The 22,901-nt window shown below is 50.5% G+C and carries 19 protein-coding genes and 1 pseudogene; 4 read left to right on the top strand and 16 right to left on the bottom strand.

The genetic code is table 11. The features are described 5' to 3' along the window. Window positions 1-207: 207 nt before the first annotated feature. The 4 genes from rfbC to NDI45_RS18235 form a co-directional block, all read right to left on the bottom strand. Window positions 208-753, bottom strand: a complete 546-nt coding sequence (rfbC, locus tag NDI45_RS18220) for a dTDP-4-dehydrorhamnose 3,5-epimerase (RefSeq protein WP_348248187.1) — start codon at window positions 751-753, stop codon at window positions 208-210. 40 nt (window positions 754-793) lie between these two features. Further along, on the bottom strand, window positions 794-2,041 hold the full coding sequence (locus NDI45_RS18225) for a glycosyltransferase (RefSeq protein ID WP_190793791.1): 1,248 nt from the start codon (window positions 2,039-2,041) through the stop codon (window positions 794-796). Window positions 2,042-2,360: 319 nt separating this feature from the next. Then, on the bottom strand, window positions 2,361-4,334 hold the full coding sequence (locus tag NDI45_RS18230) for an FAD-dependent oxidoreductase (protein ID WP_347277913.1): 1,974 nt from the start codon (window positions 4,332-4,334) through the stop codon (window positions 2,361-2,363). Between the two features lie 245 nt (window positions 4,335-4,579). Then, entirely contained in the window at window positions 4,580-4,954 is a 375-nt protein-coding gene (locus NDI45_RS18235; RefSeq protein ID WP_348248188.1) for a hypothetical protein, read from the bottom strand. Window positions 4,955-5,217: 263 nt separating this feature from the next. Here NDI45_RS18235 and NDI45_RS18240 point away from each other — a divergent pair, with 263 nt between their 5' ends. Beyond that, window positions 5,218-5,907: a Uma2 family endonuclease gene (locus tag NDI45_RS18240; protein WP_348248189.1), complete on the top strand. Its 690-nt coding sequence runs from the start codon at window positions 5,218-5,220 to the stop codon at window positions 5,905-5,907. A 217-nt stretch (window positions 5,908-6,124) separates the two neighbouring features. Here NDI45_RS18240 and NDI45_RS18245 read toward each other — a convergent pair. Next, a pseudogene (locus NDI45_RS18245) lies at window positions 6,125-6,488 on the bottom strand (DUF559 domain-containing protein). Between the two features lie 69 nt (window positions 6,489-6,557). Next, entirely contained in the window at window positions 6,558-6,869 is a 312-nt protein-coding gene (locus tag NDI45_RS18250) for a hypothetical protein (protein ID WP_348248190.1), read from the bottom strand. Window positions 6,870-7,055: 186 nt separating this feature from the next. Here NDI45_RS18250 and NDI45_RS18255 point away from each other — a divergent pair, with 186 nt between their 5' ends. Next, window positions 7,056-9,734, top strand: a complete 2,679-nt coding sequence (locus NDI45_RS18255; protein ID WP_348248191.1) for a tetratricopeptide repeat protein — start codon at window positions 7,056-7,058, stop codon at window positions 9,732-9,734. A gap of 102 nt (window positions 9,735-9,836) precedes the next feature. On the opposite strand, the gene NDI45_RS18260 is transcribed toward NDI45_RS18255, so the two are convergent. Then, window positions 9,837-10,457 (bottom strand): hypothetical protein, encoded by a 621-nt coding sequence (locus tag NDI45_RS18260; RefSeq protein ID WP_190793782.1) that lies wholly within the window; start codon window positions 10,455-10,457, stop codon window positions 9,837-9,839. Window positions 10,458-11,147: 690 nt separating this feature from the next. Between NDI45_RS18260 and NDI45_RS18265 the strand changes: the two genes are divergently transcribed. Beyond that, window positions 11,148-11,654, top strand: a complete 507-nt coding sequence (locus tag NDI45_RS18265) for a dTDP-4-dehydrorhamnose 3,5-epimerase (RefSeq protein ID WP_199296753.1) — start codon at window positions 11,148-11,150, stop codon at window positions 11,652-11,654. On the opposite strand, the gene NDI45_RS18270 is transcribed toward NDI45_RS18265, so the two are convergent. Beyond that, the gene (locus NDI45_RS18270; protein WP_348248192.1) at window positions 11,612-13,816 is read right to left on the bottom strand and encodes an AAA family ATPase; all 2,205 of its coding nucleotides are present in this window, start codon (window positions 13,814-13,816) and stop codon (window positions 11,612-11,614) included. The genes NDI45_RS18265 and NDI45_RS18270 overlap by 43 nt on opposite strands. A 223-nt stretch (window positions 13,817-14,039) precedes the next feature. Then, the gene (locus NDI45_RS18275; RefSeq protein WP_348248193.1) at window positions 14,040-14,561 is read right to left on the bottom strand and encodes a hypothetical protein; all 522 of its coding nucleotides are present in this window, start codon (window positions 14,559-14,561) and stop codon (window positions 14,040-14,042) included. Window positions 14,562-14,617: 56 nt separating this feature from the next. Here NDI45_RS18275 and NDI45_RS18280 point away from each other — a divergent pair, with 56 nt between their 5' ends. After that, window positions 14,618-15,445 (top strand): PHP domain-containing protein, encoded by an 828-nt coding sequence (locus NDI45_RS18280; RefSeq protein WP_348248194.1) that lies wholly within the window; start codon window positions 14,618-14,620, stop codon window positions 15,443-15,445. A 78-nt stretch (window positions 15,446-15,523) separates the two neighbouring features. Here the strand turns inward: NDI45_RS18280 and NDI45_RS18285 are convergent, their stop codons facing one another. The 7 genes from NDI45_RS18285 to NDI45_RS18315 form a co-directional block, all read right to left on the bottom strand. Next, on the bottom strand, window positions 15,524-16,180 hold the full coding sequence (locus NDI45_RS18285; protein WP_190790373.1) for an acetoacetate decarboxylase family protein: 657 nt from the start codon (window positions 16,178-16,180) through the stop codon (window positions 15,524-15,526). A gap of 262 nt (window positions 16,181-16,442) precedes the next feature. Next, window positions 16,443-16,991: a hypothetical protein gene (locus tag NDI45_RS18290; protein WP_348248195.1), complete on the bottom strand. Its 549-nt coding sequence runs from the start codon at window positions 16,989-16,991 to the stop codon at window positions 16,443-16,445. 272 nt (window positions 16,992-17,263) lie between these two features. After that, a complete protein-coding gene (locus tag NDI45_RS18295) occupies window positions 17,264-18,433 on the bottom strand; it encodes a zinc-dependent alcohol dehydrogenase (protein ID WP_190790375.1) in 1,170 nt (389 codons plus the stop codon). Between the two features lie 28 nt (window positions 18,434-18,461). Next, complete coding sequence (locus NDI45_RS18300; protein WP_190790376.1) at window positions 18,462-19,628, bottom strand: zinc-dependent alcohol dehydrogenase; 1,167 nt, start codon at window positions 19,626-19,628, stop codon at window positions 18,462-18,464. A gap of 42 nt (window positions 19,629-19,670) precedes the next feature. Further along, entirely contained in the window at window positions 19,671-20,390 is a 720-nt protein-coding gene (locus tag NDI45_RS18305; RefSeq protein WP_190790377.1) for an SRPBCC family protein, read from the bottom strand. Window positions 20,391-20,508: 118 nt separating this feature from the next. Next, window positions 20,509-21,540 (bottom strand): SDR family oxidoreductase, encoded by a 1,032-nt coding sequence (locus tag NDI45_RS18310; RefSeq protein ID WP_348248196.1) that lies wholly within the window; start codon window positions 21,538-21,540, stop codon window positions 20,509-20,511. Window positions 21,541-22,010: 470 nt separating this feature from the next. Then, window positions 22,011-22,385, bottom strand: a complete 375-nt coding sequence (locus NDI45_RS18315) for a hypothetical protein (protein WP_190790379.1) — start codon at window positions 22,383-22,385, stop codon at window positions 22,011-22,013. Window positions 22,386-22,901 lie beyond the last annotated feature (516 nt).

Raw genomic sequence — 22,901 nt, forward strand, 5'->3', positions numbered from 1 at the left:
GAAACCTTGACTTCACTCGTTAGGGAATTTCACTCGCTAGGGCTATTCTGCCCTGAATTTCCGTAGAAACTGCTATCTCACCCAATCATCCCTCATGGGGAAGCGAGATTTTTCTGATCTTTGGGCGACATTACGAAATCTTTAGCGATCGATGAAGCCTCGATTACTGATGCCCAGAACCGCAGGCAGAAAGGGCAAATCAGGGTGCTAGTCAAATAAATCTGCCTGTTTGAGCGGAATGCCCGCCTGATCCTTTGCAGAAACGATCGGCTCTCCTAACAGGTTCCAGTGAATGCCCAGGTCTGGATCGTTCCACAAAATCGATCGTTCATGGGCGGGCGCGTAATAGTCAGTCGTTTTGTACAGCACTTCGGTTCCGTTTTCCAGTGCCACAAAGCCGTGGGCAAAGCCAGGGGGAATCCAGAGCTGCTGTTTGTTCGCCGCGCTTAGCTCGTAGCCAACCCACTGCCCAAACGTCGGCGAACCTTTGCGAATGTCTACTGCCACATCAAAGATTGCCCCTGCTACCACTCGCACCAGTTTCCCCTGCGCCTGCTGAATCTGGTAGTGCAATCCTCGCAGCACATTTTTTGCCGATCGCGAGTGATTGTCCTGCACAAACCGTAGACTGAGTCCAGTCTTATCCTGAAACACCTGCTCATTAAAGCTTTCAAAGAAAAACCCGCGATCGTCCCCGAATACGCGAGGTTCAATCAGCAGGACATCGGGAATTTCTGTTTGAGTAATGTTCATGCCTTTCCTGGAGATTGTGAGTCACTTCACAGCCAGGATCTTACACGACATCTCGTTCGGTTCTAACCCATGTTTTCTCACGATTTACCAAAAATGCACAATAGAGCGGGATCTTCCACAGTACATAAAGCGGAACCGTCAACAGCGTCGTCAGCGGCAGATCCGCTTTGCCGAATCCTGCCCAGGCAAGCCCGATCGCCAGCAGCAGCATGGCTCCACCCGCGCTGAATAGAATGGCAGGCAACACCGAGCCGCCCAGCCCCAACAAGACGATCGACAGGGTTAGCCCGCCCAGCCAGAGCATCACCAGCAGCGACAGGGGCGGAATGGCGAGATCGAGTGCCATTATCAGCAGATCAAACCGCTTTTGATGCAGCGATGCTTTCAGCAGGCGGGGAACCTGGGTCAGTAAGGTTTGCAGATGTCCGTGTTCCCAGCGAGTCCGTTGCTTTTTCGCAGCTTGCTCTTGTTGCGGTAAACGACCCATCACCAGCGTCTCTGGGCAGAGAGCGGGCGGATGTCCCTTGATCGCCAGATCGACCCCCAACTGCATATCTTCCACAATATTGCTGCTTGCCAGCTTTGCCGATTGAATCACTGCCCAGGGAAACGCCATGCCCGTTCCGGTAAGGGGACTCGGCAAACCCAGTCGCTCTAAGCCGCGCGGACGCACTAAATTTTTCACCAAAAAAGCCAGAGCAGACACTGCATCCTTGGGCTGGGGCTGAGCAGGTCGCTCCAGCAAATAGACTGCCTGCACCGGACGATGGGTAGCTAAAGCTTTGCGGCTGATTCGATCGATCGCCCCATCGGTCACTTCACAGTCTGCATCGACCATCACCACCACATCGGGCGGATTATTTGCAAGATAGCGCATGCCATAATCAAGGGCAAAGCCTTTGCCGCGGCGATCGGCATCCTGGCGTTCCAGTACCGTAGCACCCATCGATCGGGCAATATCTGCCGTGTCGTCGGTGCAGTTATCCGCAATGACAACTAATTGATGTGCTCCTTGATGCGTTCCATCGGTCGACAGAGCCGAGGATTTGAGCTGCGCGATTAAAATTTCCAGTACCGGGCGAATTCCCGCAGCCTCGTTGTGTGCCGGAACCAGGACTGCGATTTTTGCCTGCTTACCTGCCGGATAGGACGATTGCCCAATTCCTTTTCTAACGGGCAACAGAGCCGAAACACACTCAATCAGCAGCACGCCAATCGGGAGCAGGAGTATGAGGGCGATCGTGAGCAGCCCCCCATTGAAGACAAAAAACAGTGCAGACACGGAGATTCACCTCAGACTTGGATTTATGGCAGGATGTCTGACGGCTGTAATGTAGGAGACCTACACACCCGGAGATACCCCTGACTTCTTACCTAAAATGTACCATCGTCTTAATGCTCTTCTGTTAATCCAATGGAAGAAAATTAAGGGCAGAGAAAGCTCAAAAAATAAATAATTGTGTTGATTGCTTCGCCCCAGAAAGCCTGTTGCCAGTGCGATCGGTCTACAAAACTGGGCTTGCCTGCTTCAGCCCACCCGGCTGCTCAATGTTTTGGGACTTGTCGTGTCTTCCTTGCATTGGGAAGCGTTCGCCCATCTCAAAAACTTACCAATCCAGCGTAAACCCTCGATCGCGCAGTTTCTTTTGCAGCTCATCGACATAGTTCTTGCGAATCATCTCCGGCGGCAGCAGCCCAGACTGATTTTGTCGCTGATTGTAATTCACCAGCCATCCTGCCGTTGCGCCTGCGGCTCCGCCAATCACCCATTCGCCGTAGTGCAGCCGAGTTGAAGCATTCACAATATGGGTTGCAGCGATCGACTTGCCCCCAATCAGCAGATTATCCACTTTCTGCGGCACGATTGCTTCCAGCGGGATATAGATGGGCTTGATCATGCTTTCGTCTTGCAGGGGGGCACTGCTGGCTTCCCAGGTTTCTCGCGAGTTGCGGTAGCGGCAGCCGTGCATGTCGATCGCATAGTGGGTGAGGGCGATCGTCGTGGGGCGAAAATCTCTGCCGCCGCGCATATCGGTGCGAATGTCTGCCTCGCGCATCATAAACTCCACCTGTCCGTAGCCGTTGCGTCCGAGGATTCGCCGTCCTTCGCGGATATAGGGCATCATGCTCAGACCCGATGCCGTGCCCATTGGCATCTCAATCCCGTAGAGGTAAGTCATCGGCAGTTCGGGCGTCGAATGCTTTTCGATCAGCCACTCGGCAAACAGCAGGGCGTGTTCTTCAGCATGGCGTAGGGCACTAATCGAAACGCCTCCCATCCAGTTTTCGTGCTGTCCTGATTCGGTGATTTTCTTTTCGTTTAAGATCAGCGGCGGGTCCATATAAGTCCAGTCGTTGCCGCGATTCCAGTTGATCATCGAGATGTCGCCGGGATCTGGATCATCGCTGCGTGAGTCGTTTTGGCTAGTGCTGAGAATCCGGCGATAGTTAAACACGCTGGCACTACCAAACATCGGAAACCCTTCCAGGTCGAAGTACTGCCGATGTTCTGCTTTGGAATAGCCCGGTTTCACCTCAGACAGCAGCTTTTGACTGGCACGACCGTCATCCAGAATCGCTAAGCCAAATGGAAAGGTAAATGCCTGGGTGCAGTCTGGGTTGTCTTGCCGCGAGGCAAAATATTCGCTAGTCGTCGATCGCCCCTCAGAACCCAGGCGATAGGGAATGCCTGCCCAGCCCACCAGTTCGCCCGTGTCGGTGGCATCAATCACGATCATTTGTTTGCCGCTTGGGGGCTGAAGACGCATCGGCACTTTATTAAACTGATCATCTGACGACCACGAGTACCAGGCGGGCAACTCCTTGGAAGGGCGACCCAGCGGTACATAAGCCGGATTTTTAGGAATGCGCCGCACTGCATAAACGGCTGTGATTAAGCGTCCGGTTGGGTCAAACTCTGTGCCCTTAAAGGCAGTTGATGTCACCCAACGACTTTCCGGTGATTGAGCCGATGCCTGCTTGAGCCACTGTTCTGATGCCTGCATTCCCGCTCTGGGCAGAAAACAGAGGGTGGCAACCCAGCAGCTATTTAAATCTGAGGTTGACTGGGGCGAAGCCAGGTTGGTCCAGGGCGGTACTTCCACCTGCTGCTTTTTCACCAGACGCTTGAAGTCGAGCCAGTCGGACGACAGGTTATCCCTTTCATTCATCGTGACGGATTCATCTAGCGCAGAGACTCCCTGAGAGCTGATTTGTCCGCCCAACCAGGGAGACAGCTCGATCAGACAAGTCTTTGCGCCCGATCGCATGGACTGTGCCGCCGCTGAAACACCCCCCATCGAGCCGCCAACCACCACCACTTCGCACTCCCAAACTTCCTTCGGTTCGGGCAAGGGAGAGAGGGTGGGTCTGCCGTTCATTCGGTTCACCAGGCGATCGATGCCCTGAGAACCCATACTTTGAGCACTGGTATCGGGTGCAGAAGCCGCCGAAGAAAGGGGAGTGACGGCTCCGCCCCAGGAATAATACTGCAGTAGCCCCAGCAGTCCGGCTGAGCCAATGGGAATCAGAACGGCGAGAAGCGCGAGTTGACCGATTTGACGAAGGGGAGATTGGGTCACAGGAAGGCACTCTGAACTGCGAAAGCAAAAGCCGGGTTAACTGTAGATGGCGTATCTCCTCTAAGTAAAAAGACTTTGCCGCTACATCCAGCGTTATACCGTAGATATATAGCGTAATTCTACGCCGATCGCCAAAGTTTGTGGAAAGGCAGCAAAAAAAAGCCAGGAGAGATGACCCATCCTGGCTCTGATATTACACCCGACTTTAGCAAAACGCAGTTATCAAGGTTGAAGGTTCGCGAAGCTTAGCGATTGTTGCCCGGAAACTTCTCGGTGATTTTGCTCAGTGCGCGCTCAACCTGCGTTTCAGCATCTGTTGCTTGCTGGGAGTTCTCAGGACGATACATATCGTTTTTATCTGCTGCGCCCTGCACTTCGTTGATGCCCTTATTCGCTTCGTCCTTCACCTTCATAGTGAGGGTATCGTCGGACTTCAGTGCATCTTCTGATTTTTCAAAAATATCTTGCAGTCCGGGTTCTCCCTTTGCCGGATCAGTCGGCGGGCTGCTGATTGCCAGGGCAGGTGCAGCATTCATGAAAAGCACCAATGCACAGGTCACTGTCACGAGAAAGGTGCGAATCGGGCGTAATACTGCCGCCATCCGATGCCGAAAATTCATACTAAGTGCCTCCAAAAAATGTTTAAGTCGTTCTTGTTTCTTGAATCGGTTTCTTTCAATCCTTCTGCTCTCTTTTACCTGGAATCTGAAGGCGATCGAATCGTTCTAGGGGCTGAACTCTTGTCTAATTTTATTCAGAAAAAAATCTGTCACTCGGCAGAGAAATATTGAATTAATTGGGCATCAGGCAGGGTTAAGTCGTGGGGAGGCGATCGATATTCTGGATAGAATCAAGACAACGGAACCCCATCGCTGTCCATGCAATGACGATTTCTCTCCCCCGCTCTGCTGCCGAAAAAACAACCCCGCCCCTCTGGCATGCTGCAACCTGGCAGGATTATATCGCGTTGCGTGATGCCCTTCGTGATGATGCGAGCCAGGGACGAATGAGGCTGGACTTCGATCAGAATCGAATGAGGGTGAGTATGGGTGGTGAAGGCATTAATCACGCAAAATACAGCGATCTGTTTACAATGATGTTTGCATTTTGGGCAGCACAGCAGCAAGATCAGGTCTTTGATTCCATTGGACGCTGCCTGATCGAGCAGCCAGAAACCCAGGCTTGTGCCCCTGATTTGGTTTTGTATGTGGGAGCAGACTCGCCGCAATGGAAAGAGGGCGAACCCCGCAAGATTGATTTGGCTCGTTGTCGCGTTCCTGATCTGGTCGGCGAAATTTCAGATACAACGCTAGCAAGTGATTTAGATGAGCAAAAGCATTTGTACGAGGCGTTAGGTATTCCTGAATATTGGGTGGTTGATACGCAGGGAAAGCGAGTATTTGCGTTTCAATTGCAGGATGGAAAATATCATTTGATTGAGCAGTCTAATGTGCTAGCCGGACTGCCAATTTCGCTGTTGAATGAGGCGATCGATCGCATGGTCAAAGGAACAAATACGAGTGCGGCAGCGTGGTTTGCTGGAGCAATTCAGGAACTTTCAAATCCTTCATAACGATGCGAATGCATTGGAGATTCCGATCGAACAATTGCCGGATGAGTTTGGCTCAGTTCAAGTTTCGGATTAGGATGTTGATTCATTGAGAGGAGTTTGAGGTGCTGTATTACCCCCTAAATCCCCCATTCATGGGGGACTTCTGTGTTGCCCCCTAAATTCCCCAATTGTTTCTTGCCGCTCTTTTAGAGCGAGGGGAGACTTTGAAACGATGAGGCTAGCTTTCGATCGCATTGACGATCTGCTGGAGGACATGACTTAAGTTTGTCATTACTGCTTGATTGCGAAAGCGAATGACTTGATAACCAGACTGATTCAGTCTTTCAGTGCGGGCAGCATCATACTCCACCTGCTGGTTTTGAATGCTGCCATCGAGTTCGATAATCAATCGATGCTGAGGACAGTAGAAATCGACAATAAAAGACTCGACTGGATGCTGACAGCGAAACTTCAATTCGTTCAGTTGGCGATTTTTGAGAGCTTGCCACAAAGTTTTTTCCGCAGGAGTCTGATTTTGTCGAAGCTGTCGGGCAGCAGAAATAATCTCAGGCTGTTGTTCCCCGAATGCGTCGAGAAGTTATAAAGCTCAGGGAAAGTGACTTCTACAAGTTGCCCATTCTCGCCGGTTGACAATCTCTGCTCAAAGTCCCTCAAAATGGGGAATTTAGGAGGCTGCGAGATTTAGAGGCAACCCCCAGCAAGATTTCACAATTTGCATTCAAATTATCGAGCTTTGAGGAAAAACGATCGCCTTCTGCACTTGATACTTGATGATTTGCATAGAAGCGATCGTCATTAGCACTCGGTACATTGCCTTTGTAAGTCGATACATTGCTTCTTGCGCCTAAAACATTACTTCTGCGACGCAATACATTACCATTTGCACACGATACATTCACTGTGCTGCTCAAAACATTGCCTTTTGCACCTGGCACTATAGGAAATAATTCAGAAATAGACAATTTCCATGCCCGAGAATTCAATTGGTTGGGATGAGGATGTGCCCACTACCCAAATTGAGTTTGGCAAGAGGGAAAGACGAGGGAAACTAGGCGATATTACAGCCTGCTCTAGGGGGAGAGACTAGAATCTGTAGTAACCATCTGTCTCTGATGGCTTTCGCTGCCCCTCACACTCCTTCTATCGCAATGGCCGTTCCGTATATCTTGCGTCCTCAAGCTGAAGCGTTTTTGCAAGCTTTCGCCAATGCAGTCCAGCAACCTCAGCAATCCCCTGTTGTGTTTCATATCTGGGGAGTTGGAGGGGTTGGGAAAACGACATTAACCCGAAAATTGAAAGAGGCACACCGAGAAAAAGCTTTCACAGCAGAGGTGTCATTCGGACTGACGGAAGGAATTGACGATCCCATTGGACTGATGACCAGGTTATATGAGCAAATCGCGTCGCAGGATAGTTGGCATGATCCGTTTTGGGAGAAACATGAGCTTTATCAGGAAACGTTGCATCAGCTAAAGACGGAATCCCCTGACGGTAAGGGGAAGGTCGGAGAGGAACAAATTAAGTACATCAAGCAACTGACGAATTTGGGAGTTGATGTTGCCGGAGAACTGTTTCTGGGAGAGTCTGCGAAGAAGACTGCTAGCACGATCGCTGATAGAGGAATTGATGCAGCAGTTGCCGCTCTGTCACTGAAAGATGATCTGGTGCAGTTTCTCAAGCAGCATCGAGCAACCAAGCGTGACAAACAGCTTCAGGAACTCATGCTGGAGCCGCTGCCCAAACTAACAAAGGCATTTGCAGAAGGATTGAGCCAGAAAGCAAAGCAACAACCTGTCATCCTGGTACTGGACACCTACGAGAAAGTTCCTTCCCCGATCGATCTCTGGCTCTGGCGATCGTTAATTGGCAATACAGACATATCTCAACATCGGGTTCGACTGATTGTGTCTGGACGCCACTGCATTCTAAAAGGCGAAGGTTGGAGAAAGCTGTCACAGGATCGGTTTGCGGTGCAGCAGCAGGAGATCAAGCGGTTTACGACAGAGCAAACTCAAACCTACTTGGAGCAAATTGGCGTTGAAGATTTTGAGCAGATTCAGAATATTCATCGCGTAACGAAGGGACTGCCTTACTATCTGAACTGGATTCGAGAGCAGTATCTTAAGGGGCAGAAACTAGATTTTGCTCAGGGCAATCAAGAAATTGTGCGCTTGCTGCTTCAGGGATTAAACAATACACAAAAGCAAGTGGTTCAGATTGCAGCTTGTTGTCTATCGTTCGATCGCAAGTTAATCCAATACCTGATACAGCAGCAAAACCTGGATTTTGAAACGGCAGTAGATTCGCAACAAAACTGCTTTGAGTGGCTTGTCCAGAACACATTTGTTGTGCCAGTTCAACATGAGTTTCGGTTAGATGACGTTGCGCGGGATGTATTTCGTCTGTCACTCTGGCAGGAAGACCGCGATCGATTTGAATCAGTCCATAATGCATTGGCGCAGTATTTTGAGGCTTCTTCAGATCGCGAAGTTTCTCCAACCGCTCCGCCACCCGACAAATATGAGAATGCTGATTGGCTGATACCGAGATTTCAATTTCTTTACTATCTACTATTTACCCGTCGTCAGGACGTGCAGCCTCAATTGATTACTCATTTGCTAGAAGCTCGGTATTTCAACATAGACCGTTTTTTAGTACAAGCACCAGTTAACTTGACTGAGGCTGAGTATAAGCTCTCGGAGCATCCGTTGCTAAACCATGCCACCCGACAATTTCTGACTCGGATTCGACCCGCCATTAATTATGGCTGGGCAGTTTTGGAAGAATATCCAATCGACTACCCCTACAACCTCGAGAAATACGGACTATCTAAAGTAGATACAGACCGAGCAATTGAGCAATGTTTGACACAAGTAGATAGACTGGCAGGGCTAGCCAAATTCATGGCTTTATTCTGCAAATCGAGACGATGCCCCGCTTCTGAGTCATATGGCTGGCTAATGCAGGCTAAAGAAGAGGCTGAGCATGTGGTAACGCCAACACACGGGGAATTCAGCAGCAACTTATTCCTTTGGAAAATTGCTAACGCCTTGTTCGAGCTAGAACGCTACGAGGAAGCGATCGACTGCTACGAGAAAGCAATTGAATACAAACCGGACAAACACGCAGCTTGGAACAACCGAGGCATTGCCCTGGCGAATCTAGAACGCTACGAGGAAGCAATTGTCTCCTGGAACAAAGCCCTCGAACACAAACCGGATGCTCACCAAGCCTGGAACAACCGAGGCATTGCCCTGGCGAATCTAGGACAGTACAAGGAAGCAATTGTCTCCTGGGACAAAGCGATCGAATACAAACCGGATAAACACGCAGCCTGGAACAACCGAGGTTTTGCCCTGGCGAATCTAGGACAGTACAAGGAAGCGATCGGCTCCTGGGACAAAGCACTCGAACTCAAACCGGACGATGACGCAGCCTGGAACAACCGAGGTCTTGCCCTGGTGAATCTAGGACACTATGAGGAAGCAATTGGTTCCTACGAGAAAGCCCTCGAATACAAACCGGATGATTACGCAGCCTGGTACAACAAAGGCAATGCTTTGTTTAATCTAGAACGCTATGAGGAAGCAATTGATTCCTACGAGAAAGCCCTCGAATACAAACCGGACGATGACGAATCCTGGTACAACAAAGCCTATTGTTATTCCTTGTGGAATCACGTGGATGAAGCGATCGAGTCTTTACAACGAGCGATCGAACTCAACCCCGGATATCGAGAAAAGGCTAAAACAGACTCCGATCTTGACAATATTCGATCGGACGATCGATTCAAAGCATTAATTGAAGAAGATTCTGATTCAGCATGAGGCGATCGAATTTATGCAGGAGGGCTGGTAAAAAGAAGAAGGGGCCTGGAACACAGCTCCAGGCAAAAAGCACTACCCCTTCATCTCAAAACCATCTAAAAATTACACAAAAACAAAGTTACGAGCAGACAAATTCACAGACGTTGCGTTGACTCCTTCCAGGACAGCAATCAACTCGCTGCTTTGTGCGCCTGTGGTTGGATCAACCTTGCTCATATAAATGCCTGCCCCTGTTGCTGTTGCCCCAACCGTGTAGCTCGTAGGCAGTCCTGATAGCTGAATGCGATCGGCTTGCTTGAAGTCTTTGATCACAGCATAGTCTGCGTCTGCTGCTGACGTATAAAATGCCATTCCTGCCTGACCCAAAACGAAGGTGTCTTTGCCATTGCCGCCAATCAAAATATCCACTTCAGGCGCAGGCGTAGGGACAGTTGGGGTTGTTCCTGCTGGAGAAGGTGCAGCCGGAATTGCAGTCATGCCAACCAGAATGTCATTACCATTTCCACCCGTTAACTCATCATTACCCGCTTCACCGTAGAGCGTATCTTTGCCATTGCGACCGCTAATTTTGTCATTCCCCAACCCACCCTTGATCACTTCAGACTTATTGCCACCCAGCAAAATGTCATCTGCATCGGTTGGAATCAACATATCTTTAGATTTGCCGTTCTTTCCCTTGATGTTTTTGTGTTTGCCGTTTTCTTTCTTGTTTTGATTCTTCATCGAAACGTTCTCCTCAAATCTCTATCACGTTTGTTGTTGGCTAGGGCAAATCTAGCCTACTTGATTGTTGATAAGCTTCAATAAAGACACAGAACTATTATTTTTTGTTTTTATGAACTTGACAGGATTACTTTCAGTAGAACCACAGAGATTTATCTATTAAATTTATAGAATATCGGGAACTTTGTTCTACGGTTAGAATAATTACGAGTTACTTTATTTAGATTTCATGTAGAACTTTTAGATTTTATGTAGAACTTGTAAAAGCTCGAAGCAGGATAGTGAAAATCCTGCAAAACCTATTTACATTAATCTTGTCCTTTAGAGGTTGTTTTTCGCTCGATCGCACGACTGATGCGTTTCAATTCCTGCCGTTCTTTATTGGTGAGCGCACGCAACAGTTCCTTCTGTCGGCGAGTCATCGCACTCAACAATGGGAAAGTTTTCTATCCTGGCAGACCAACCAAAAATCGCAGTATTCATGCCAGGTGAGCCAGGTCGATCTGTTATTGCAGTTACTTGAAGTAGCTACCTTTTTGTTGGAGAACGATCTTACTACATTGTCCTCAATTGCTCGATCTCCTCCTGAAGAGCTATACACACTAACAAGGCGATTTTGTCATATTGGTAACAAATTTTCAATATCACACCCCTTAGGCTAAGGGTATCGTATAAATACGGAGGTCGATCATGAGCCTAGTGCGTCAGGTTAAGGTTCGCCGATTAGATGCGATGAAGAGTGGCATGGTCGAGTTTTATACACTACAATCCAGCCACGAAACGATGCTGGCGCAAATTCCAGGCAGAACTGTGGATGATTTGTTTGTGCATCATTTTCACACCGATCAGCTTTTGGTGGTGCGGGGTGAAATCGTGTTGGTGATTCTGAGCGGTCGACAGTACCATTACTTCCCCCTGAGCGAAGCTGTGCCGCAGGTGGTGACGATTCCGCCCGGAGTGCCCCACGGTTCGATTAACTTTAGCGATCAGCCCTGTATGTTTGTGAATGCGGTGCTGCGCCACGGTAAACCCCACGAGCGCGATTATCGTCCGCTCCGCAAACCCTTTCCCTATGATGTGGAACGGGCAAAAGCAGCGCTGGAGACGATTCGCCCGAAAGCAATTCACGGGGAGGTGATTCACGGGGAGGCGATTCAGAATGACGCCTGCACAAAAACGATCGCGCTTCGCCATTGAACGGTTTGATTTTTCAGCGTTTGCGTCAGGAGCTGCTGAATTAGGAATTGTTCTTGAGACGACAGCGATCGGGCAAGGCGATCGACGTAGCTGGGGCGAGTTTGACCAGGACGAAACCAGCGATCGAGCAAATCAGCGGTAACGTGCAAATCGGTTTGGCTCACTTCGCGCTGAAGCGTTGGCTGGAGTCCGGCGGCGGCAAACCAGGCAAGCAAATCGGCTTCGCGCCAGTTGACCATTGGGTCAGTCCCATCTTGATAAATCGCTTCTTCGGCTTCGATCCAGCGCTGCCACAAATCGGACTTAACCTGGCTGCGATTCCCCTGCGGAAACTGCCTGGCATCAACTAATTCATACAATCGCTGAGTTTCATAAGACAGGGTTTCTGCCAGCACAATTCGCCCATTCGATCGCAGCAATTTTGCCAGTTTCTGAATCAGAGCGGCTTTATCAGGCTCGTGCAGCAAGACATTTCTGCCGAGGATGCGATCGAACTGAATCTCCGGTTCCACCATTAAATCGTGGGCATCCACCCGGACGATCGGGCGATTGATTTCTGGCAGCATTTCCGCCTGTTCTGCAATTGCCTGCCCGTCTGCTGCCTTTCTGACCCAGGCATACACGCCGCCTTCGGGGACTTGCCGCACCGCTTCCCAAACCAGCAAACCGCTTGCAGCAAGGGCATCCAGAATGACATGATGACGATCAGGCTGGGCCAGCGTGAAAATGCGATCGCGAATCTGTCCGAGCTGCGTTCCCGTCTGGCTAAGCGTGCGCTGGAGCCAACGATCGAGGGTGCGGTTGGGTGGGGTGAAGGTGAGCACTTCGGGTAAAGCGGCTCCAATTCCTTCAACCAGTGCCGCAAGCTGCGACTCTCGCTGGCGGGCGACCTGCTGCTGAACTTTCGCTTCTTCGCCCTGATTGGACGGCTGATAAAACATTTGTCCCTGAAGGCTACTGGGCAAATATTGCTGAGCTACCCAGTGATCGCGATAAGCGTGAGGATAGAGATAATTTGCGCCATGTCCAAAGGAGTGACGATCGCGATTGGCATCGCGCAAATGGTTTGGTACTTCGGTTTCGCGCTGCTGTTCAATCGCAGCCAGGGCATCAAAAAAGCCCATGACACTGTTTGATTTAGGAGCAGTTGCCAGATACAGCGTTGCTTGCGCCAGAGGGTAACGTCCTTCTGGCAGTCCCACCCGATCGAACGCCATTGCACAGGCATTGACGATCGCTACCGCATTGGGGTCAGCCAATCCCACATCTTCACTTGCCAAAATCAAGAGCCGCCGAAAGATAAACCGGGGATCTTCACCCGCATACACCATTCGTGCCAGCCAATATAGGGCAGCATCCGGGTCAGACCCGCGTACGCTCTTGATAAACGCGCTAATCGTGTCAAAGTGAACGTCGCCTTCTTTGTCGTACAGCACTGCTCGCTGCTGAATTGATTCTTCGGCAACCGCTAATGTGACGTAGATTTCGCCCGCTGCCGCTGGGGTGGTTTCAACCGCCAATTCCAGCGCATTCAGCAACGCCCGCGCGTCTCCGTTTGCGACGTTCACCAAATGATCCAGCGCGTCCGGGTCAATTCTCACAGTTCGATCGCCATAGCCTCGATCGCGATCCTGCAACGCTTGCTCTACCACCCGGTACAGGTCTTGGAGCAACAGCGGCTTGAGCTGAAAAATCCGCGATCGGCTGACGAGGGCCTTGTTCACTTCAAAATAAGGATTCTCGGTCGTTGCCCCGATCAGAATTACCGTGCCGTTTTCCACCCAAGGCAACAGCGCGTCCTGCTGCGCCTTATTGAAGCGATGCACCTCATCCACAAACAGAATCGTTTTTTGTCCCTGCTTGCGCTGTATTTGTGCAGTGTCGATCGCCGCCCGAATTTCCTTTACGCCTGCCAGCACCGCATTCAGCGAAATAAAGTGTGCCTGCGTTGTGTTGGCAATAATCCGCGCCAGCGTCGTTTTTCCCGTTCCCGGTGGACCGTAAAAAATAATCGACGAAAGCTGATCCGCCTGAATTGCCCGACGCAACAGCCGCCCCGCTCCCAAGATGTGATCCTGCCCGATAAACTCATCCAGCGATCGGGGTCGCATTCGAGCTGCTAGCGGCGCATCTACATCAGATTTTGCATTCGATACAGGCATGGATCAGGCAAAGGATACTTTGCAGCAAACAAACCAAGCCGATGATCTAACAAATTTAGAGCAGCGTCTACCCAATTTTTTGGGACTCCAGCTTACCTAGAATCTTCCTTGCCTACAGCCTTCAAACTCCCCCGTTGATAGGAGATTTAGAAGGCTCAAAGTCCCCCAGAATTGGGGGATTTAGGGGGGCAGTGTAGCACTTCTGCCACTGTTCAAATATCTCTTAGTCTGCGTCTTCCATCGGGCTGTCTTCGGGCAACTGCTGCAAAATGTCATCCAGCAAAGACTGCTCGGCATGGCCCGCCTGATCGACCAAACTCGATCGCAGCAGCGTCACTTGATAGGAATCGAGATCGATCGCCACAGGCTTTGCCGAATTTGCATCGCTGTCCCACTGAGAAATCTCAGACTGAAGCTGATCGTCGATCGCCGTCAGCCGACCCAGAGCTTCATCTAGATCGTCTGTGCCGTAAGTATTCAGGTTTTGTTCCTGCTGATTGCTGAACTGAGACGGGTTTTGCTGCTGAAGCTGATCGATCGCCTGATTCAAGCCATTGTGCATCAGTTCAAGCTGCTGTTTGTTCAAAACGAGAGGTAAAGCATCCATCGCGCCTTCTTCCGGGGTTTCGCTAATTTTGTCTAACGACAGCTTACCGATTGCTGCATCGTTCGTCCTCTTTCGATCGACAGGATTTCGCAGCGCGGCGCAATGGCTGGATACACAGCTCAATACAAGATGGCTCAATGCGCCCAGTCAATACGCTAGGGTAGAATGGTTGACCTGCTGCCACGCCTTTCGCCATGCTCGAACTTCACTGCCACACCACCTGTTCAGACGGAACCCTGACCCCGACCCAGCTTGTTTGGAGAGCGCATCAGGCAGGTGTTCGTGCCCTGGCAATTACTGACCACGATACCCTTCAAGGCTGGGATGAAGCGTTTGCAGCGGCGGCAAATCTCCCGATCGAAATTGTGCCCGGTCTAGAACTCAGCACCGTGTATAACGATCGCTCGATGCACATTCTCGGTTTTTATCCCGATCGTCAAAAGCTGCAAGCTCCCTTAAGTGAACGATTGAACGGACGCAAACGCCGCGCCCAACTGATGCTCGCAAAACTGGCAGAGCTGGGCTATCCGATCGCTTTACCAGAACGGGGAGAAGGCATGGCTCCGGGCAGACCCCATATCGCTTCGGCAATGGTGCGGGCAGGCTATGTTACCTCGTCAGAAGAAGCATTCGATCGCTTTTTGGGCAGCGACAAACCTGCTTATGTGGAATACGAGAAATTTAGCGCGATCGAGGGAATTCAGCTTTTGCGCTCCTGCGGTGGCGTTCCGGTGTGGGCACATCCCTATCTGTTTCGGGGTGGGACGGTGGAGACGGTGTTGCCTGTCCTGGTGGAAGCCGGGTTGATGGGCATTGAAGTTTATCATCCCAGCCATTCTTCGTCCGAGGTGCGGCGGCTAGAGGAATCCTGTGCCTACTATGGCTTACTGAAAACAGGCGGCAGTGACTACCACGGACCCAGCCCTACTTCGGGCAAAGACACTCATGGGATGCTGAACAGCGAACAGGTTTCGTTCTCGCTGCTCGCCCCGCTTAAGCAGGCTGCCCAGAAGATTGCTTAACCCCTGCCCTGGAGGACGTTTGCAGCGTGAAGAGGGCGACCTCAACTGCCCCGCAATCCCTGCCCAGTCTCTCGATCGTCACGAGTAGCTAAACGATTGCGGACGTTCCTGCACGATCTGGGGCGCGTTCACCTTCAGATAAAGCGGTTCAATATAAACACCCAACCACGGCTGACTAATATTTAACCAGGCAAAGGGGCTGCTGTCGGGAACCTGCAAATCCACGCCTGCCAGGTGTAGGCTGCTATTTGTTTGTCCTTCAAACAGCAGAAGCTTAGTATCCTTAACGCTAAATACAGGTGCGCTGAGTGCCAACTGCAAGCCAGGGAGTTTCCAGGTGCAGCGACAGCGACACAGCACATCGTCTCCCTGCCTGACTTCGACGCTAGGATGCTCACCCTGCTGCCACTTAAACTCGGCGTATTCCTTGGGCAGTCCCCAGATTTCGCGTCCGCCTGCGATCGAGTCAGGGTTATCCACATAAATATGCGATACCCAGCCGCCAATTTTTCCGCCGTGATAAATTAAACCCATGACGACAATCAGCTCGTTATACAGCAGCACTGAACCGCTTTGATAAGCAGAGAGATACACACCGCCGATCGTCTTACCGGGAAAGACAGGGATAATTTCTAGCTCAGAGGGAACCAGCGGGCGAACGCGATCGATATCCATCAGATTCAGGGTTTGCAGGGCGTAGCCTTGAAGCTGCCAGGGTGTAGAAGGATAAGTCATGGTTCACCTTTCCTGATAAAGAAGGACAAACGGAGCCGTTTTAGATTTAAATCCCCTCGCCCAAATCGGGAAAGGGGTTGTTTAGAAGCGTCATGGGTCGTTCGTGATCGGTCAATTCAGCGGTGGGCAGCTAAAGTCCTGGATTGATCTCCAGTGAGCCAACTTTACAAATCCAGAAAAGCTGCACATCGCCTACATTTCAAACGATTAATCCCAATAACCAATGACCCATGGCTAATGACCAATGACCAATTCAGCGGGCTTACTTATAGCTACGCTGACCACCCGTAAGATTATCCGCACCGCCTGTCAGCGTATCCTCTACTGCATCAACAGAATCTTCAACTGTTTCTTTCACATCGCTGATGAATTCTTTTGTGCCGGGATAGAGCGGCTGATCCAGGTTTAGCTTCTCGCGCACATTATCTACAATGTCCTTCAATCCGCCCTCGGTTTGATCCGTCGTTTCCTCTAGATTCTTCTTCGCATTGCGGATGTTAACGTTATCTTTCTCATCCAGATCAATGTAGGATTTGCTCTGCTTTGGCAGGGAAGTGCGATCGGGTCTGGGGAGCGAATTTGAATTGTCTGAGAGCGCATCCGTTAAATTAAAACTGTTGTCCTTAGAAAATGCCTTATCGGTCGAGAGCTTATCGCCCGGATTAGGTTTGTTATCGCTTAACGTCGGCAATTTATCCCAGCTTTCCGCGCTGAAGTTGCCTGCTAGAGCCGCAGAACTGCCCACCAGCACACCAACAAACAGCAGAACGCTGGCGACGATCACCGTAAAAACTTTGCGAAGTTGAGTCATTATGTATCTCCTCTTTGGATCTTAAATTTGCAAATGGTTTTGGCTTTGTAAGCTTCGCAGGATGGATTGGCGCAGCGTAGCGCATCACTGGCAGAAATCGATGCTGTAGAACTCACGGTAACGATCGGCTGTAAAACAGAATGCGCTACTTAACGAATTCTACTTTTCAAGAATTGATGCATTATGGCTTCGCCTGACCATCCTACGGATCTAATGCACTGGGACTTTAGAGTCCCTCACCAATGGGGAATTTAGAGGGCAACGTAGAACTTCTAAGGCTTGATGAACACCTTGATGCAGCCATCCTGCTTGTGCTTGAACATTTCATAGCCCCGCTTCGTTTCCTCTAGCGAGAGCGTATGGGTAAACACGCGCGACGGATCGACTTCTCCGTTTGCCACCCGATCGACCAGCATCGGCATATACTTTTGCCCAAACATCTGACCCATTTTTAGCGTCAGACCCTTGTTGAAAGCAGCCCCCATCGGCACCTTGTCGATAAAGCCGCTATACACGCCCATAATCGACACCGTTCCCCCCTTGCGGCAAGAGACGATCATCTGGCGAATCACGTTGGGGCGATCGGTTTCCAGACGAACGAGCTGCTTTGCCCGATCATACAGTCCTTCTACGCCCATGCCGTGCGCCTCTAGACCGACCGCATCAATACAGCAATCGGGTCCGCGTCCCCCAGTCATCTCCTTCAAGGCTTCGCCAGCATCAATTTCTTCATAGTTGATGATTTCTGCGTTAGCGAAGGTTTTTGCCAGTTCCAGTCGTTCTGGGATGCGATCGATCGCGATCACCCGCTCTGCGCCCAGCATATAGGCACTGATCATGGCAAACTGACCGACCGGACCCGCGCCCCAAACTGCCACAATATCACCGGGCTGAATGTCGCACAAATCCGCGCCCATGTATCCGGTTGGGAAGGCATCGGACAGGGGCAGAATTTTTTCGTCGGCAATGCCTTCGGGAACGATTGTGCAGCCCATGTCGGCAAAGGGAACGCGAATATATTCTGCCTGAGATCCGGCATAGCCACCAAACAGGTGCGAGTAGCCGAAAATTCCAGAGGTTCCGAAGCCAAACAGCGGCTCCTGCATCCAGCCGTTTTTGTTGGAGTTATCGCAGAGCGACCACTTTTGCTGCTGACAGAAGAAGCAACCGCCGCAGCCAATAATCGAAGACACAACGACACGATCGCCGACCTTCAGCTTTCGCACAGCCGCACCGACTTCCACGACTTCGCCCATAAATTCGTGACCAATAATGTCACCGGGGAGCATCGAGGGAATATATCCGTCGTAGATGTGCAGATCAGAACCGCAAATCGTCGTTGCCGTGACTTTTAGAATCGCATCACGCGGATTGAGAATTTTTGGATCGGGCACGGTCTCCACGCGCACGTCCATTGGACCATGCCAGCAAGCAGCTTTCATATTTCACTTTCTCCCTGGGGCGGATTAATTACGGCTTTAGAACGACCTTGGTGCAGTTCTCGCGCTTGTGCTTGAAGATCTCATAGCCGCGCGGAGCGTCATCGAGGGGCAAATGGTGAGAAATGACAAAGGTGGGGTCAATGTCTCCGTTTTCGATGTGCGCTAGCAGTCGATCGAGATATTTGTGAACGTGAGTTTGACCCATCTTGAAGGTCAATCCTTTGTTCATTGCGGCTCCCATCGGGATTTTATCCACAAAACCGCCATACACACCCGGTAACGACACCGTGCCCCCTTTACGACAAGCGACGATCGCCTGACGCAGCACATAGGGACGATCGGTTTCCATCCGAACCGCCTGCTTCACTTTGTCATACACGCCTTCGGGTCCCATGCCGTGGGCTTCCAGACCAACCGCATCCATACAGGAGTCGGGTCCGCGACCGCCGGTCATTTCTTTCAGGGCTTCACCCGGATCGATCTCTTCGTAGTTGATTACTTCTGCGCCCCACTGTTTTGCCAGTTCCAGCCGTTCGGGGACACGATCGATCGCAATCACTCTTTCTGCGCCCAGCAAGAAGGCACTCTTGATACCAAACATCCCTACCGGGCCACAGCCCCATACTGCGACCGTATCACCGGGCTGAATATTGCAATTTTCTGCGCCCATGTATCCGGTCGGCAGGATGTCCGTCAGGAATAGCACCTGGTCATCGGTCAGGTGATCGGGCACTTTGTACGGACCCACATCCGCAAAGGGAACCCGCGCATATTCTGCCTGTCCTCCAGCATAGCCGCCAAAGAAGTGAGAATAGCCAAACAGTGCCGCAGGAGATGTACCGTAGAGCGGTTCGATTAAATGCGCTTGATGGTTCGAGTTATCGCAGAGCGACCACAAATCTTTACGGCAGAAGAAACAGTTGCCGCAGGAAATTGGGAAGGGAATGATGACGCGATCGCCAATCTTCAGGTTCTTTACGGCAGGACCAACTTCGACGATTTCTCCCATAAATTCATGCCCCACAATATCGCCAGGCATCATCGAGGGAATAAATCCGTCGTAAAAATGAAGATCCGAGCCGCAAATCGCCGTAGATGTAATTTTGACGATCGCATCACGCGGATTGAGAATTTTAGGATCAGGAACGTTGTCAACCCGAATATCTAAGGGGCCGTGCCAGCAGACAGCTTTCATTATTGATTCCTCTAATTATTTGTAACCAGAAGACTAACCTTCTTATTTGCGACCAGAAGGCTGACCTTCCGTTGTGGCAATTTCTCCGGTTTCCATCAGCATTTTGAAGCGGCGAAGTTCATCACCAATTTGCTGTTCTGCTTCTTCTCCAAACAGTTTGGCGATCGCAGCACCCACCACACCACCGGGCGGATTGTATTCCATTACGACTTTTACTTCGGTTCCGCGTCCGGGAGGTCCGGGCTGGAAGCGCACAAAGCCAGAGTTATCCACCTGCGACCCTTCGATCGATGCCCAGCCAATCAGCTTGTTGGGCTGGTCTGCCACGATTTCAGCGTCCCATGCCACTTCTGTGCCAAACGGTGCGCTCGTAACCCAGTGCGATCGCGTCGGGCTGGTGACTGTTACCGACTTCAGGTGCTTCATGAAGCTGGGCAGATTCTCGAAGTTGTGCCAGAACTCATACAGTTCTTCCGGCGTTTTGTTGATGATCGTCACCGTGCGTTCAACTTTGATGCCCTTGCCCAAGCCTGCTGCGTCTGCCACTTTATCGGTCAAGCTCTTATCTGCGGTTGCGCCGTGGTATGCCATCGCGCCGCCTGCCATTGCCATCAGTGCGCCACGCAGCGATCGCTGGCTCAATCCCATCAGCACCATTGCACCACCTGTAATCAGCGAACCCCATTTCTCGGCTTCGCTCACGTTGCCCTGCTGATTTTGATTCGGCTGATTTTCCTGGTTTCCACCCGACACGGTTTCCATCTTTCTTTCTCCTTGTCTGTACTGCGGTCAAATTTGTTTTGTGAATGGGGATGGGTTGGAATATGTTCTACATTCACCCATCCACCTATCCACTCATCTACTCATTTCCACCGATTTACTAGATGTTTTCCCGTCCTCCTAGCAAACCAGTCGCCAATAGCATCAGCGCACCGATTCCTGCTACCGTTCCCCATTTGGCGATCGGGTGAAAGTCTAAAACTTCCAGGAAACTGGGGATCGTCAAGCCGCCAAAGTCCCCTTCGATCCGGTCATAGCCTGATCCCGAAATGGGCTCATACAGGTTGTTCGGGTCATCTTCGTATTTAGTCGTGGGAGTATGCTGTCCTTCCACAGCAACCATTTGCACCAGGAAGTCACCCAATGCTGGAGAGAGTCGCTGAATAAAGTCCAGCACACGACCAGAATCGCCTACGATCAAATCGCGAGTTTGATGCTCGGCAGCATACAGAATTGCATCTGCAACCTGATCGGGATGATAGAAAGGAGGAACGCCCTGCGGCTTCACACCCAGCTTAGTCTTACCCTTGTTGTAGAACGGCGTGTTGATGGTCGAGGGCATGATTTCGGTGACGCTAACGGGAACGCCATCGTGCTTGAGCTCTACCCGCATGGCATCCAGGAAGCCCTGCAAACCGTGCTTCGACGACGAATAAGGGCTTTGCAACGGCAGCGATCGTCTTGCTTCTACCGAAGACACGGAAATGAATGCGCCCTGTCCGATTTGTTTCAGGTGTGGCAAAGCCACCATTGCGCCATACACCTGACCGAGCAAGTTGACTTCGATCACGCGCTTGAATTCTTCGGGCTGAATTTGCTCAAAGCGGGCAAAGAGTCCAGTTGCGGCAGCATGAACCCAGGTATCGATGCGCCCGTACTGCTGCACTGCTTTTTCAGCGATCGATCGCACCTGAGCAAAATCTGCTACGTCTGCAACCACGGCAATGGCATCACCCCCTGCTGCCCGAATTTCATCGACCAGAGAGTCTAGCCCGGGCTGGCTTCGGGATGCCACTACGACCTTTGCACCGCGACCTGCAAACTTGAGCGCAGTCGATCGTCCGATGCCGCTTGATGCACCGACCACAGCAACGACCTGTTGATTAATGGGCTTGAGTTGAAATGTAGTCATTAGCCTGTATTAATTAGCCTGTATTGAGAAGACAATTTACGGAAGCTGATCGCCCGCTTCGATCGCATGTCCACTGGCATTCGTAATCAGTGTAAAAACTACACCGTAAAACTGCATTTCAGAACATGACATTAAAACGATCGTCCTAAAGGAGCAAAGCTCTAATTTCAATCTGAAATCAGCAAATTATCCAGCCGAACTTGCTTAGGAACGGAGGTGGTCAGCGTTAACTCAGAACTGCCCAATGCTGCTGTGAATAGGCTTACTTGTGATTTAAGCAACTCTTTTTCAATTTGCAGTCTACCGTTTAGAGGATTTTTTCCCTTTACGGATTGTTTTAGGATTGGCGAACGGAATAAACGCCGTGGAGATTTGCTGTGTCTCGATCAGTCACTTGTCAAAACACAAAATCCCCAGCCTGTTGAGGAAGCTGAGGATAAATTCTTTTGAAATCCTCTTTAAAGGGAGTTTCAAAGGCTATCAGAAACATCTGCCTGCAAGTTGTCAGGATGCACATACACATAGAGATTCGGGATTGTTACCCCTTTACGCTCAATGTTTACAATCTCTGTTTTATCGATCGCATATCGCTGATCCAGCTCATCCAGCGAACTGTATAGCACTTCTTCTAAATTGGGCGGATCAATATTTTCATTCATGTAGCCTTCCATATTGGGTTCAACTACATAGAGATGATTGATCTCAACAGGTTTAATAAAATAACTTGCCGAGTTTGAATCAAACATACTGCTGGTGGGCTGATTTAAATTTAAAATAGCCACTACAAGCAGCGTCAAACCGATCCCGATCGAGATCAGGGGCGCAAGAAAGCGTTGATTTTTCATATCAATTTACCAGAGCATTTTTATGTCGTTTGAAGTCGGCGCATTCCAGCAGCAATGAGCATTACTGATCGGTGTAATCTTTTTTCAGCAAAAAGCGGGTCAACCAAAAGAGTGAAATCAAGCCAGTTCCCAGCAAAACTGATGCGATTGCCGTGGTTTGACTTGTTTAGTGCAATTTAGGGCGCAATTTAAGGCGTAATTTAGGGCGCAGTTCAAAAAGAGCAGCCCCACCAAAACGCCCGAAGGAATTTAGATGAGGCTGGAGACGCAGTTAGGAGGTATCTTGCTTTCCAAAGTAACTGGAAAACCCTTCCCTTTCTTGTAGCTTAATAACTTCTTAAGCTCGCTCTAGCGGATCGATCAGGTTTCGCCGTAATCGCTACAGAAGTTAACACGTTCTGATTAGAGTTGTCGGGAAATAAGAACAGAGCTAGCCAATGCGACCTTTCAAGTTCTTCCTATGCCGCAGTCAGGTAGAAGTTCCATAATCCTGCTGCGGTTAGCATAAGGTGATCA

The sequence above is a fragment of the Leptolyngbya sp. GB1-A1 genome, assembly GCF_039962475.1.
GTDB lineage: Bacteria > Cyanobacteriota > Cyanobacteriia > Elainellales > Elainellaceae > Leptolyngbya_A.

Bases quoted from the DNA above. Each gene is read 5' to 3' on its own strand.
- NDI45_RS18305 (WP_190790377.1), bottom strand. From the start codon at position 20,390: ATGGAAACCGTGTCGGGTGGAAACCAGGAAAATCAGCCGAATCAAAAT.
- NDI45_RS18270 (WP_348248192.1), bottom strand. From the start codon at position 13,816: ATGCCTGTATCGAATGCAAAATCTGATGTAGATGCGCCGCTAGCAGCT.
- NDI45_RS18280 (WP_348248194.1), top strand. From the start codon at position 14,618: ATGCTCGAACTTCACTGCCACACCACCTGTTCAGACGGAACCCTGACC.
- NDI45_RS18290 (WP_348248195.1), bottom strand. From the start codon at position 16,991: ATGACTCAACTTCGCAAAGTTTTTACGGTGATCGTCGCCAGCGTTCTG.
- NDI45_RS18300 (WP_190790376.1), bottom strand. From the start codon at position 19,628: ATGAAAGCTGTCTGCTGGCACGGCCCCTTAGATATTCGGGTTGACAAC.
- NDI45_RS18240 (WP_348248189.1), top strand. From the start codon at position 5,218: ATGACGATTTCTCTCCCCCGCTCTGCTGCCGAAAAAACAACCCCGCCC.
- NDI45_RS18285 (WP_190790373.1), bottom strand. From the start codon at position 16,180: ATGACTTATCCTTCTACACCCTGGCAGCTTCAAGGCTACGCCCTGCAA.
- NDI45_RS18260 (WP_190793782.1), bottom strand. From the start codon at position 10,457: ATGAAGAATCAAAACAAGAAAGAAAACGGCAAACACAAAAACATCAAG.
- NDI45_RS18235 (WP_348248188.1), bottom strand. From the start codon at position 4,954: ATGAATTTTCGGCATCGGATGGCGGCAGTATTACGCCCGATTCGCACC.
- NDI45_RS18265 (WP_199296753.1), top strand. From the start codon at position 11,148: ATGAGCCTAGTGCGTCAGGTTAAGGTTCGCCGATTAGATGCGATGAAG.
- NDI45_RS18315 (WP_190790379.1), bottom strand. From the start codon at position 22,385: ATGAAAAATCAACGCTTTCTTGCGCCCCTGATCTCGATCGGGATCGGT.
- rfbC (WP_348248187.1), bottom strand. From the start codon at position 753: ATGAACATTACTCAAACAGAAATTCCCGATGTCCTGCTGATTGAACCT.
- NDI45_RS18295 (WP_190790375.1), bottom strand. From the start codon at position 18,433: ATGAAAGCTGCTTGCTGGCATGGTCCAATGGACGTGCGCGTGGAGACC.
- NDI45_RS18255 (WP_348248191.1), top strand. From the start codon at position 7,056: ATGGCCGTTCCGTATATCTTGCGTCCTCAAGCTGAAGCGTTTTTGCAA.
- NDI45_RS18310 (WP_348248196.1), bottom strand. From the start codon at position 21,540: ATGACTACATTTCAACTCAAGCCCATTAATCAACAGGTCGTTGCTGTG.